The organism is Thorsellia anophelis DSM 18579 (genome assembly GCF_900111395.1).
In the GTDB taxonomy this organism is placed as follows: Bacteria; Pseudomonadota; Gammaproteobacteria; order Enterobacterales; family Thorselliaceae; genus Thorsellia; species Thorsellia anophelis.
In genome coordinates this window covers 192,367-205,389 of record NZ_FOHV01000004.1, presented here as the reverse complement: position 1 = coordinate 205,389, position 13,023 = coordinate 192,367, and the positions used below count along the sequence as shown (strand labels likewise).

Here is a 13,023-nt window from a genome sequence, read left to right as displayed (position 1 = left end):
ACGCTAATAGACTAAAAGTCTTTTAATTAGATGATACTACCAAATAAATCAGTATTTTATTAACTTATATTCAGCACAGATGAAAAAGTTTTCTTTAACCCTGCACATTTTGTCTCTAGGGCTATATCCATTGTGGTCAAATCCCTATAACGATCAATATTCAATTCTTGCTGTGCAATCAAATCTATTTTATCTGTTGCAATTCTACGATCGTAAATATAGCTAAATGTAATTTTTTTAGTTTGTTCATCGGTCAGGGGGACGCTGCAGTGATATCTCAAAAATAAGAGTGCTGCATTAAATTCAGCTAACTCTTCATTCTCATGCATGGCAGCAAACGCAGAAGTACTTAGCAAACTAATTACAAGGCCAAAAATGCTTAAGGCAGATTTAATTTTAAGATTTATTCTTAGTACATTCATTATTTTTGTCCCTGTATTAGTTATTTTATAAAGTTTGCAAGTAAAGAAAGACCATGCTCACTTAAAATACTCTCTGGATGAAATTGTACACCTTCTAATGCAAAATTTCTGTGTTTAATTGCCATTATCTCATCTATTTTTCCATTTTCATCTTCAGTCCAAGCCGTTAGCTCAAAAGAATCAGGTAAAGTTCTTTTATCTACTAACAGCGAATGGTAACGAGTCACTGACATAGGAGAGGGTATATTTCTAAACACACCTCTATTAGTATGCTTAATGATAGAGGTTTTACCATGGATAGGATGACGAGCTCGCACAACTTTTGCCCCCATAGCCTGAGCAATAGCTTGGTGCCCTAAACACACACCTAATATTGGTATTTTCCCAGCGAAATGATGGATAACGTCGAGTGAAACACCAGCATTATCAGGTGTACTTGGCCCAGGTGATATTACAATATGAGTGGGAGATAAACGCTCAATACTTTTAATATCAATTGCATTATTTCGCCTAACATCTATATCTTCACCAAGAACACCAAAGTATTGCGCTAAGTTATACGTAAATGAATCAAAATTATCAATTATTAGTATCATATATTAGTATCATAATTATCATACCGGCTAGGCCTGAACTTTAGGTTACGTTCTTGGTTCTAGGATGCTGACGAATTAACCCTTCTTGCTGGGTCGTCGCTATCAATTTCCCCATTCTATCAAAAATCTCACCCCTTACCAAGGCTAATGCATTATTCGCAATTGGACTAGTAATAATATAAGCAAGCCAATCATCTAATATAATATCATTATGGAACCAAATTGCATGATTGAGTGTTGCGACCTGCATATCTTTTTCCAAGAAACCTTTGCCATGTGGTTTTAGGGTAGCTGGTAATAAATTATGATCAGAGTGATAAGCAATGAGAGCATAGCGCAAAAATGGAGAGAGGTTTAAGACTTGGCCATTTAATTTAAACCATGCTTTATGTATTGCTTGCGCAGGCTTACCATAAAAAGGATTTAAAGGTACCTCTGGCCTTACCTCAAAAGCAGGCTCAGTTGTCCAATGCATTCTTATAGGCTCAGGAATAAGATGAGATAACTTCTTCGCTAGCTCAAATTCATTCTCTAATGTTTCAGGTGCAGCAATATCAGTTAATTTAGACTGTTGGTGCGAAAATCCATGTTCTGGTATATGGAAAGAGGCCTGCATACTGATTAACTGAATACCATTTTGAATAACCTTCACTTCCATTACTGAAAAACTTTTACCTACCCTTAAAGGGGCTATTTCATAATAAATAGGAGAATCAACTTGACCTGCATTGATAAATGAAGCTGTCGCGTAATGAAGCTGTTTTTCAATAGATAGCGTCATATCTGCATATTGAATAACTGCGCTAATAGCTTGAGCAAAAATTAAACCACCATACAGTTGGCGTAGACCTAAATCAATAGGCTTACCGACAAAAACATTCTCACTGTATTTAGTCATAGATAAGGCTTGGACTAATTCCGCTAGCGTTTGGCTCATCTAACTCCCTATTTCTGGTATGTTGGTTTCATACAAAAATTAAATTTAAACTAATTTTTTTATCCATTCTTCTTTGTTACCCGCTAAAAAATCAACAGGTGGGATTTCAATCAAGGTGTAAACCCCTGATTTTTGTTTCATACTGGCTCTTGCTGCACTTATCATAACCTGAGAAGTTAAAGCTGGATTATTAATTCTCATATCAAACATAAATTGTTGATTATGTGTCTGTCCAGAAACACCTTTGTGTAGCATAGAAACACCATGCCCCATATCTTTTAACTCTGCTATAGATCTAACAACTTTAACGTGAGTTTCAGAAGTTGAAAAATACGTATCTGCCTTAATAGCGGCAATAACAGTTGATTCATCTGCATGCGTATCAAGTTCAATATAAACCATTCTTCTATGAATACCAGTACCTAATGGTATCGTCATTGATAGTGCATCTTTCACACCTTCAATTGCTTTAGCAGCAACACTATGTCCCATACTCATTCCAGGACCAAAATTAGTATAAGTGATTCCTTTAGGTGCCATAGTTAGCATCAATGCTCTTAATATAGAATCAGTACCAGGATCCCATCCAGCTGCAATAACTGCAACGCTATTATGCTCATTAGCAAAAGGAGTAAGAGTTGACTTTAACGAGAGAATATTTTCATGGATATCAAAACTATCTACAGTATTAATCCCTTTTGCTAAGTAAAAACTTGCTTGCTGCTCTACGCTTCTAGAAGGAACACATAATAATGCAACATCAACATGCCCTAAGGCTTCAATCTCTGTAACAACTGGCACACCGAGTGTTAATTGCTCTTCAGTAGTGACTAACTGTCGTCTAACAATACCAACACATTGCATATCATCCGTTTGTTTAATTGCTTCTAAAGCAAACTGTCCAATATTTCCTAAGCCTATAATGGCAACTCGAATGCATTTCTCATTACTTTTAATCTGTGTTGATGAACTCATGATTTTTCCTATCATTTTAACGATATCAATTAGTCATTACTCTCCTTGAAACTCATCGATATTTAAATTTAACACTAACCCTGCTTTTTCCTTTTAGTGTTGTCGATTAATGCCTTTGTGAAGTTGTTCAGTATACAACTCTAGTTGAAGCATAAATTATGCTCTGGTCTCACTTCTATTATAACTATTTTTTAACTTTGACAATAGACAGAACATTTAAATTTCTCAGTGCTTAAGCTTTTCAATTTCCTCACTAAACTCTTCAATACTCGCAAAACTCAAATAAACAGAAGCAAATCTTATATAAGCAACTTTATCCAATCGCTTTAATGCAGCCATAACATGACTACCAATTAATTCACTACTAATTTCACGTTCACCTGTTGCTCTTAAAAACGACAGTATTTTACTGATTTCTATTTCAATATCATCTGCACTAACAGGGCGTTTTTCCAATGCTTTTAAAAAACTACGTCTAAGCTTGTCTTCATCAAAAGGTACCCTTCTACTATCTCTTTTAATCACATGAGGGATAACAAGCTCCGCAGTTTCAAAAGTGGTAAACCTCTCTAAGCAGCCTAAGCATTGACGCCTTCTTCTGACCTGATACCCTTCACCTACAAGCCTTGAATCGATAACTTTAGTATCTTGCATATTACAAAATGGACAATGCATAATATATCCTTATTTAAGAATGTAGCGAATTTGTTACTCTTATTTTAACACAATTGCATAAAATATTTTATAGATGTTCAACCTATTTTTATTTACTAACTCACTAATTATATCAACCAACCTTATTATGGGTTTTACCATTTAATTGTTTTGTACTAAGAATAATAGTTAAATGATAAATAAGTCTGATTGTAATGTATTGAGTTACTTTTTTTGGTTCAGAGAGCAAACAAGTGCATTAAAAACTGACTTACATAAAGACAGCTCCTTCTAAAACCGCGGTCTCTAATTTTCTTAACTTTACATTAAAAATGGTGAAATAAATTGACTTTCTTGTCAATTATAGGTAAAAGTACATTTTAGAATATATTAGCTGTAAAAACAGCCAATAAACTTATAACGCGATATAATTATAAGAAACCGTTAAATCAGAATTATTATAAGTTTCATTTTATGGATGAATTTACAACCAAAAGACAAGACCTCATTTATATGCTTTATTGGGTAAAGGAATCCTTTAGCCTATGTGAATCAATTTGCGTTAAACTTAAAGATTTACCATATATAGAATTTTCAATTCAATTAAATAAATTAAAACTTTCAATCAACTATTTCCAACGTTTTATGGTTAACTACCAAATCAAGCACAACGAGGATAAAACAATTATTTCTTATGGATGCAAATTCACAAAAGAACTTGAACAAATTGTTGAAGAACTGAGAGCGGTAAAGTTTGATCAAAAAATTAAAAATGGACTTTGCTTGATTGAGCCATTAAAAAACATAAAATTCATCTTAATCATTACTATTATTAACCATAATGATTATGTTCCTATAGATACAATTGAAGAAGTTTAATATAAGAAAAATTCAAATATTCTATAAATCAGATTAATTATGCACGTAATCTGGTTGGTTACAAAATATTAGCAAATATTTATTACACTTAACTTTATAATTAAACCTAAAATTTAATATATTATATTCCAATTAAAAAAATGAATTTTAGAATACAAAGAGGATGGTATGAACAAACATGATTACTTACTTAAACTAAGAAAATGCACTAGCATTGAAACATTAGATAGAGTAATAGAGAAAAACAAGTATGAATTAACTGCAGAAGAACTAGAGGTATTTTATTCAGCTGCAGATCACAGACTTGCTGAACTAACGATGAACAAGCTATATGATAAAATTCCTAGTACAGTATGGCAACATGTTAAATGAGTTATAATTATAAACGGCGATATATATGGCCGTTTATATTAAAAAAACAATCTACTTAATATATAAGGCCCCTTAGCTTTGAATTAAATCCAGTATTGCAAATGGAGCCTTATTATAATAGCTAATTATCTTAGTTTGATTATTAATATTTTTCCTATAGATAAACTAGTTAAATAAATAATTTGACGCAACTACATTTTATATATTAATTATAGTTACGCATCTAACTTATCTTAGAAAGATAACATCTATAAAAACTGATATTACTAAAAGTGGATAATTGAGTAAATTTTTCAGAGGTATTAGCAAAATTAATGCGGTATCGTTTAGTGTGGTGGGATCTCTACCAGCGCATCTCGGCACATACGTTCCATGCTGCGGCTGCTTCCTTCCGGACCTGACCGAGTTCACATAGTAGTATTGCGAGAGAACCAATAGAAACCCCATTGAAGGGTATTACAGTAACGTAACTCGTGAGCTATTATCTCTAATCAATACTTAAATAGCAAGTAACAATCTCAATCTAATAGTGTAATTGACGAAAATCAACACTATTTTATTTTCATTTGTTTAAAAAATATCTAATTTGCATTTCATTTCGAACCTCAACCAAAAAAATCGCTTAAAAAACATACTGAAGCACTCAGCGAAGCTAAAACTAAGACTTCTATCACAATTTAATTTCTTACATACCATTAACAAAATGCTTAATTCTTGCTATGCTCTGAAAGTTAATTCTCATTTAACTCTGAGAATCAAATACAAGATACTTTGTGTAAAAAATCGATTATTGCAAGTAATTAAGCTAATGCAGTATGAATCTCAATAAAAATAACCAGTAAGGAGTTATGCATGTTAGAAGCCTACCGTCAACACGTAGCTGAGCGAAAAGCGCAAGGCGTTGCCCCCAAGCCACTAAACGCCAATCAAGTTGCTGAATTAGTTAATTTATTAAAATCTCCTCCTGCTGGTGAAGAATCATTTTTAGTCGAACTTATAAGTGAACGTGTTCCACCAGGAGTAGATGAAGCTGCTTATGTTAAAGCAGGATTCTTATCTGCAATTGTAAAAGGTGAGACTTCTTCTCCCCTGATTGATAAAATCAAAGCACTTGAACTACTTGGAACTATGCAAGGTGGATATAATATTCACCCACTCATTGATGCTCTAGATGATGAGACTCTAGCACCAACTGCTGTTAATGCTTTATCCCATACCTTACTTATGTTTGACAGTTTTTATGATGTAGAAGATAAAGCAAAAGCTGGTAACATCCATGCAAAAAAAATAATTCAATCCTGGGCAGATGCACAATGGTTTACTTCAAAACCTAAATTAGCCGATAAAATCACCTTAACAGTCTTTAAAGTTACCGGGGAAACAAATACCGATGATCTCTCCCCAGCCCAAGATGCTTGGTCTCGCCCTGATATCCCATTGCATGCCCTTGCTATGCTTAAAAATCCAAGAGAAGGAATCAATCCTGATGAACCAGGTACAATTGGTCCTATCAAGCAAATCGAAGAACTCAGCAAAAAAGGTTACCCATTAACTTATGTGGGAGACGTTGTCGGTACTGGTTCATCAAGAAAGTCCGCTACTAACTCTGTTTTATGGTTTATGGGGGATGATATTCCTTATGTTCCGAATAAACGTGCTGGTAGTGTCGTACTTGGTAGTAAAATTGCCCCTATATTTTTTAATACAATGGAAGATGCTGGAGCACTGCCAATAGAAGTTGATGTTTCAAATCTTAATATGGGTGATGTTATTGATGTCTATCCCTATGAAGGGAAAATTTGCACTCATGGAACCGATACTGTTTTAGCGACTTTTGAACTTAAAACAGATGTCATTATTGATGAAGTCCAAGCGGGGGGACGTATCCCGCTGATTATTGGACGCGGGTTAACCAATAAAGCACGTAAATCTCTTGGTCTTGCGCCAAGCGACTTATTCCGTAAAGTTGCTGTAGTTGCTGCAAGTGATAAAGGGTTTACACTTGCACAAAAAATGGTTGGTCGTGCTTGCGGCGTAGAAGGTGTTCGTCCTGGCGAATACTGTGAGCCTAGAATGACCTCTGTTGGTTCACAAGATACGACTGGGCCAATGACACGAGATGAATTAAAAGATCTCGCTTGCTTAGGTTTTTCTGCTGATCTTGTAATGCAATCATTTTGCCATACTGCAGCTTACCCGAAACCAGTTGATGTTGAAACGCATCATACCCTACCAGATTTCATCATGAACCGTGGAGGTGTTTCATTACGTCCTGGTGATGGAATAATTCACTCATGGCTAAACCGTATGCTTTTACCTGATACGGTAGGAACGGGCGGCGATTCTCATACTCGTTTTCCAATAGGAATCTCTTTTCCAGCAGGTTCAGGTCTAGTCGCATTTGCTGCTGCAACAGGCGTTATGCCATTAGATATGCCAGAATCTGTTCTTGTTAGATTTAAAGGCAAAATGCAACCTGGCATCACCCTGCGTGATCTTGTACACGCTATTCCTTACTATGCTATCCAAAAAGGGTTGCTGACTGTTGAGAAAAAAGGCAAAAAAAATATTTTCTCTGGCCGCATCTTAGAAATTGAAGGCTTACCAGAATTAAAAGTAGAGCAAGCATTTGAATTAGCCGATGCATCTGCTGAACGTTCTGCAGCTGGCTGTACAATTAAATTAGATAAAGCACCTATTATAGAATACTTAAATTCAAATGTGATTATGCTTAAGTGGATGATTGCCGAGGGTTATGGTGACAGAAGGACAATTGAACGCAGAATCACTGAAATGAAAGCTTGGCTAGATAATCCTACTTTACTTGAAGCTGATAAAGATGCGCAATATGCTGAAATCATTGAAATAGATTTATCTGAAATTAAAGAACCTATTTTATGTGCACCAAATGATCCTGATGATGCAAGATTATTATCCTCTGTGGCAAATGATAAAATTGATGAAGTCTTTATTGGCTCTTGTATGACCAACATTGGCCATTTTAGAGCAGCGGGTAAACTTTTAGATCAGCACGCAGGGCAAATTCCTACTCGCCTATGGATTGCGCCTCCGACTAAAATGGATGCAGCTCAGCTTACAGAAGAAGGTTACTACAGTAAATTTGGTCGTAGTGGTGCTCGTTTAGAAATGCCAGGCTGTTCATTATGTATGGGGAACCAAGCACGTGTTGCAGATGGTGCATCCGTGGTTTCTACTTCTACGCGAAACTTCCCTAACCGTTTAGGTAAAGATGCAAACGTCTATTTAGCCTCGGCTGAGCTTGCTGCTGTTGCCGCTATTTTAGGGAGATTACCGACTGTTAGCGAATACCTAGAGTCAATGGCTCACGTAGATAAAACAGCAAATGATACTTATCGCTATTTGAACTTCAATGAATTAGCACAATATACCGAGCCTGCTAATACAGTGATATTCCAAACTAAACTATAAGCTATTGCATTTGATGCGTTATTGATAATAGGATTGCAACTGCAATCCTATTTTTTCTTAGGATAATTCTATGCTTAATGCACTTAAGCCTTGGGCTATTTTGCCTATCACTTTAGAAAGTGACACGCTTTCACTGATACCACTAAGCCTTTTACATTTAGCAGAATTAGAAAAAGTGGCAAATGAAAACATGCTTGATGAGCTTTGGTACACAGCTATTCCTTCTGCGCTAACCATGTCTGATGAAATTAAAAGACGCTTAGCACTCCAAGAGCAAGGCACGATGCTCCCCTTTACCGTTTTTGATAAACTCAGTCATAAAATTGTAGGAATGACGACTTTCATGAACATCGATATCTACCAACATCGATTGGAAATAGGCCATACTTGGTATGCAAAAACAGCACAGAAAACTCACGTAAATACCACTGCAAAACTGTTGCTTTTGAAGCATGCCTTTGAATTTCTAGGTGCTAATGCGGTTGAATTTAGAACCCACGCAATGAATTTCACAAGTCAAAAAGCAATTATACGTTTAGGTGCAAAGTTAGATGGCATATTAAGAAACCATCAATGTCAATTAATGCCTAATGGCACAAAGGTCTTGCGTGATACTCATGTTTACAGCATACTTGCACATGAGTGGCCTACAGTAAAAGTTAATCTTACTTTCAAGCTAAATCGTTAATCATTATTATTTGTTTTTGGATGTTTACTTATGAAAACAGAGCATAACCTTGCTAAACTAGACACTATTGCACAGCAAAAACTACAAGTTGACATGGCTGCATCTTCTGTTGCTTATCACGAAAAATATCAACAATTTGTTAATCTAGCTGAAGTATCTAGAAACCAACCCCCAGAGTTGCAATCATATTTTATGGAGCGATTAGACTATTACAGGCAATTAAGCCAAACAATTGGCGTGTTAGAATCTATTGAAGATTAATCTCTCATTCGAGCCAATTAACTTCAATAGATAAAAATAACTTAATTGAAATTGTCTGCTTTTTTCAAAACCAACTCACACACGCTTTACAGATTGCCTTATTGTCATTAAACATGTCGAATACTATACAAAACATTATCTAAATCAAAAATAAAAAACGGATACTTGCTATACTGCTTCTACTTACTTTTAAACGTTTCAATCTTTATTTTAAAATTTATCCAGTGTACCGTAACCATCTCCTTTAAGTTGGGAAGTATGTCAACTCATCATGAGTGAGGTCATATGATAGCGATTGTACAAGCTTATAAAAAAGGCTTTCTCGCAAAACGATTTTTCATTAAAAATCTGATTGCTGGGCTAGTTGTCGGTATCATCGCATTGCCTTTAGCGATGGCATTTGCAATTGCAAGTGGTGCTAAACCAGAGCAAGGTATCTATACGGCCATTGTTGCCGGAATGACTGTATCGATTTTAGGTGGTAGTCGAGTACAAATTGCAGGTCCTACTGGAGCATTCATCGTTGTCTTAGCTGGCATAACTGCAGAACATGGTATTATAGGATTGCAGATTGCCACACTTATGGCTGGCATAATCCTCATTGCATTTGGTCTTTTAAGGCTTGGTGGAATAATCAAATTCATTCCAACACCTGTTATACTGGGTTTTACAGCTGGTATTGGTGTCGTGATTTGGATAAGTCAATGGCCATCCTTTTTAGGGATTCCTCCCCCACAACAAGCATTCTTTCATGAAAAGCTAGCAGCAATGTTTAGTCAATTTACCGACATTGATGCTATGACACTTGTTTTCGGTATGATATCACTTGCCATTTTACTAATCATCCCTAAAATTAAAGCAATAAAATGGCTTCCAGCATCGTTGTTAGTACTGGTAATTTCAACTACTCTCCAAGCAATGTTTCAATTCCCTACTGTTGCGACAATTGGCAGTAGTTTTGGTGGTATTAAACAAGGACTACCCGAGATTATCATACCTACCTTTAACTTTGTTACCTTTACATCATTAATTGGACCTGCTTTTGCAATTGCAATGCTCGGTGCCATTGAGTCATTATTGTCAGCGACAGTTGCTGATAACATGACGAAATCAAAACACCATCCGAATCAAGAACTAATAGGACAAGGTATCGCCAATATGCTAGCACCTATTTTTGGAGGTTTTGCTGCTACAGGCGCCATAGCAAGAACTGCTGCGAACATTAAAAATGGAGGTTCAAGTCCAGTAGCTGGTATCGTACACGGCTTATTCTTATTGAGCGTTCTCGTTTTTATGGCTCCACTTGCAACTCACATCCCACTTAGTTCGCTTGCAGCAATATTATTTGTAGTGGCATAGAATATGAGTGAAGTTAAGGTAATATTTAAACTTTTTAAGCAAGCTCCCATCGCAGATAGTGTTATTCTTTGTATAACATTCTTTTTAACTGTTTTTACTGATTTAATTATCGCGGTCAACCTAGGTGTGCTTATCGCAATACTCTATTTTTTAAAACAGGCATCAAATCATGTCACAATCAAATTAGAGCCATTACCAGCAGAGTATCCATCTACCCGTGGTTGTAAAATACTTATCCGAGGTCCGTTATTTTTTGCATCACTTTCTAAACTAGATAATATTATCAGTCAAACGGATTCTAATTCTGAGTTGATCGTATTTGATTTTGAACAAGTCCCCTTTACAGATGCTACAGGGTTGGAAAAGTTAAAAATAGCGATTGATGAGCTTAACTCCGCAAATATTCGAGTTGAATGTATTGGGATGTCTCCACTTGTACTGAAACAATTAAAACAAGCTAATATTCATTGATAGTCTAGGATAAAGCATTATTTGATACTTTATCCATTTTTAGATTGAGATGAATGCCTGTGTCATGTATTGCTTTTAAAATTCATTTTATTTTTAATTAATCGAATAATTTCAAGCCTAAACATTAAACTTTAGTGATTAATTTAAAAACTCTAAGATATTTACTTCGTTTTTTTGTTTGATTTAACAAACAAAACATGTATTATAATCGCAATATCGTTACACATGGTAAACTTCTATTTGTTCATTTTTTATTTACATTAGGAATTATTATTATGAATCAAGCAAGTACTCAAAGCGAACCTTTAAAGCCCACAGAGAAAGCTAAATCACAAATTATTTCCTCAAAAAAATTACTCACGATTGCTGGATTGGGATGGATGTTTGACGCAATGGATGTCGGCATACTCTCTTTTATTATTGCGGCCCTAAAAACTGATTGGGAACTCTCTGCAACGCAATTAGGTTGGATTGGAAGTGTCAATTCTATAGGAATGGCAATTGGCGCTGTTTTTTTTGGAATATTGTCTGACAGAATTGGTCGTAAACAAGTCTTTATTTTTACATTATTACTCTTTTCAATTGCAAGCGGTTTATCTGCTCTAACAGACACGCTTTCCATATTTTTAATCTTAAGGTTTTTTATCGGTGCAGGATTAGGAGGAGAGCTTCCCGTGGCTTCAACATTAGTTGCTGAAAGTGTTCCAGCTAATAAACGTGGACAGATAGTGGTTTTATTAGAAAGCTTTTGGGCTGGTGGCTGGTTATTAGCTGCTTTAATTGCTTATTTTGTCATTCCTGCCTATGGATGGAGAATGGCATTAATTTTAACTGCCCTACCTGCTTTTTACGCTATCTATTTAAGAATAAATTTACCAGACTCTCCTAAATTTACCCAATCGCAAGAAAAAGGATTAAAGTTATCTTTTGCAGCTAAAATAGCTATGGTTTGGTCAAAACCCTATTTTAAGCAAACTCTGATGCTCTGGGTATTATGGTTCAGCGTTGTATTTTCTTACTATGGTATTTTCCTTTGGTTACCAAGCGTTATGGTAGGCAAAGGTTTTACACTAATAAAAAGTTTTCAATATGTATTAATTATGACATTAGCACAATTACCAGGTTATTTTTTAGCGGCATTTTTAATTGAGCGTATAGGAAGGAAGCTCGTGTTAATGCTTTTCTTAACTGGTACAGCAATAAGTGCTTTTTTATTTGGTCAAGCTGATACTGCTACACTTTTAGTCATCTATGGTATGTTGTTATCCTTCTTTAATCTAGGAGCTTGGGGCGCTTTATATGCTTACACACCTGAGCATTATCCAACACAGGTTCGCGGAACTGGCGTTGGGTTAGCAGCTGCATTTGGTCGCATAGGAGGAATATTAGGGCCTCTAATGGTTGGTTATATGATAAGTTTCAACTATTCGATCACGTTTATTTTTGCAATCTTTGCTGTAACGATCATGGTGGGTGTTTTAAGTGTAGGTTTACTTGGTAATGAAACAAAACAAACTGAATTAGATTAACCTACAAATTAAACATATATGAATAATAAGTTTAATTGCAGATTTTAATCTTACTTTGTTTTAAATTGAATGACGACTCAAAGTACGATAGCCAGCTTATTCAATTAAGCTATAGAAGGTGTAATGGGTTATTTGAAAGCTAAATATTCCAATCAATTTTTTGATTTTATTTTAGTGGCAACTGTCCTTATTTAGATAAAACTCAAGAGTTAATAGAGGAGTAATAATAACGATGAAAAAAGTCAATTGTGATGAAGCGTCCAACAATTTTGCCAATCTCTGTGGAAATTGGATTAGCGCGATTCAGAAATATATTAAGGAAGATAATCGAATTACATAATTTAAATTACAGTCTCTGACAGTTGATCTAGAATTGTCATTGCCGATTCATAACAAGATTTGCTAAAACAACAAATAGCGGTCGCGAATA

Annotated in this window: 13 protein-coding genes and 1 other RNA gene; 8 read left to right on the top strand and 6 right to left on the bottom strand. The window is 35.3% G+C overall.

What is annotated here, in order from left to right; genetic code table 11:
* Window positions 1-59: 59 nt before the first annotated feature.
* From BMW37_RS03875 to nrdR, 5 genes are all read right to left on the bottom strand, one after another.
* Window positions 60-422 (bottom strand): hypothetical protein, encoded by a 363-nt coding sequence (locus BMW37_RS03875; RefSeq protein ID WP_093317958.1) that lies wholly within the window; start codon window positions 420-422, stop codon window positions 60-62.
* Between the two features lie 20 nt (window positions 423-442).
* Window positions 443-1,018 (bottom strand): anthranilate synthase component II, encoded by a 576-nt coding sequence (locus BMW37_RS03870; RefSeq protein ID WP_093317957.1) that lies wholly within the window; start codon window positions 1,016-1,018, stop codon window positions 443-445.
* A 40-nt stretch (window positions 1,019-1,058) separates the two neighbouring features.
* On the bottom strand, window positions 1,059-1,955 hold the full coding sequence (locus tag BMW37_RS03865; protein WP_093317955.1) for an acyl-CoA thioesterase: 897 nt from the start codon (window positions 1,953-1,955) through the stop codon (window positions 1,059-1,061).
* Window positions 1,956-2,000: 45 nt separating this feature from the next.
* Window positions 2,001-2,930: a diaminopimelate dehydrogenase gene (locus tag BMW37_RS03860; RefSeq protein ID WP_093317954.1), complete on the bottom strand. Its 930-nt coding sequence runs from the start codon at window positions 2,928-2,930 to the stop codon at window positions 2,001-2,003.
* Between the two features lie 225 nt (window positions 2,931-3,155).
* Window positions 3,156-3,605: a transcriptional regulator NrdR gene (nrdR, locus tag BMW37_RS03855; RefSeq protein WP_093317953.1), complete on the bottom strand. Its 450-nt coding sequence runs from the start codon at window positions 3,603-3,605 to the stop codon at window positions 3,156-3,158.
* Window positions 3,606-4,058: 453 nt separating this feature from the next.
* Between nrdR and BMW37_RS03850 the strand changes: the two genes are divergently transcribed.
* Window positions 4,059-4,463, top strand: coding sequence for a hypothetical protein (locus BMW37_RS03850; protein ID WP_093317951.1), 405 nt, complete (start codon window positions 4,059-4,061; stop codon window positions 4,461-4,463).
* Between the two features lie 168 nt (window positions 4,464-4,631).
* The gene (gene hha / locus BMW37_RS03845; RefSeq protein ID WP_093317950.1) at window positions 4,632-4,835 is read left to right on the top strand and encodes a hemolysin expression modulator Hha; all 204 of its coding nucleotides are present in this window, start codon (window positions 4,632-4,634) and stop codon (window positions 4,833-4,835) included.
* Between the two features lie 341 nt (window positions 4,836-5,176).
* Here hha and ffs read toward each other — a convergent pair.
* Window positions 5,177-5,272, bottom strand: an RNA gene (ffs, locus tag BMW37_RS03840) — signal recognition particle sRNA small type.
* A gap of 415 nt (window positions 5,273-5,687) precedes the next feature.
* Between ffs and acnB the strand changes: the two genes are divergently transcribed.
* The 6 genes from acnB (at window position 5,688) to BMW37_RS03815 (ending at window position 12,593) form a co-directional block, all read left to right on the top strand.
* On the top strand, window positions 5,688-8,285 hold the full coding sequence (gene acnB, locus BMW37_RS03835; protein WP_093317948.1) for a bifunctional aconitate hydratase 2/2-methylisocitrate dehydratase: 2,598 nt from the start codon (window positions 5,688-5,690) through the stop codon (window positions 8,283-8,285).
* 70 nt (window positions 8,286-8,355) lie between these two features.
* On the top strand, window positions 8,356-8,973 hold the full coding sequence (locus BMW37_RS03830; RefSeq protein WP_093317942.1) for a GNAT family N-acetyltransferase: 618 nt from the start codon (window positions 8,356-8,358) through the stop codon (window positions 8,971-8,973).
* Window positions 8,974-9,003: 30 nt separating this feature from the next.
* Entirely contained in the window at window positions 9,004-9,234 is a 231-nt protein-coding gene (locus tag BMW37_RS03825) for a DNA polymerase III subunit theta (protein WP_093317937.1), read from the top strand.
* A gap of 285 nt (window positions 9,235-9,519) precedes the next feature.
* Window positions 9,520-10,593 carry a SulP family inorganic anion transporter gene (locus BMW37_RS03820; RefSeq protein ID WP_218139454.1) on the top strand — a complete coding sequence of 358 codons (1,074 nt, stop codon included), beginning with the start codon at window positions 9,520-9,522 and terminating at the stop codon, window positions 10,591-10,593.
* Window positions 10,594-10,596: 3 nt separating this feature from the next.
* Window positions 10,597-11,064 carry an STAS domain-containing protein gene (locus tag BMW37_RS15300; RefSeq protein WP_218139453.1) on the top strand — a complete coding sequence of 156 codons (468 nt, stop codon included), beginning with the start codon at window positions 10,597-10,599 and terminating at the stop codon, window positions 11,062-11,064.
* Window positions 11,065-11,261: 197 nt separating this feature from the next.
* Complete coding sequence (locus BMW37_RS03815) at window positions 11,262-12,593, top strand: MFS transporter (RefSeq protein ID WP_093317936.1); 1,332 nt, start codon at window positions 11,262-11,264, stop codon at window positions 12,591-12,593.
* Window positions 12,594-13,023: the final 430 nt, after the last annotated feature.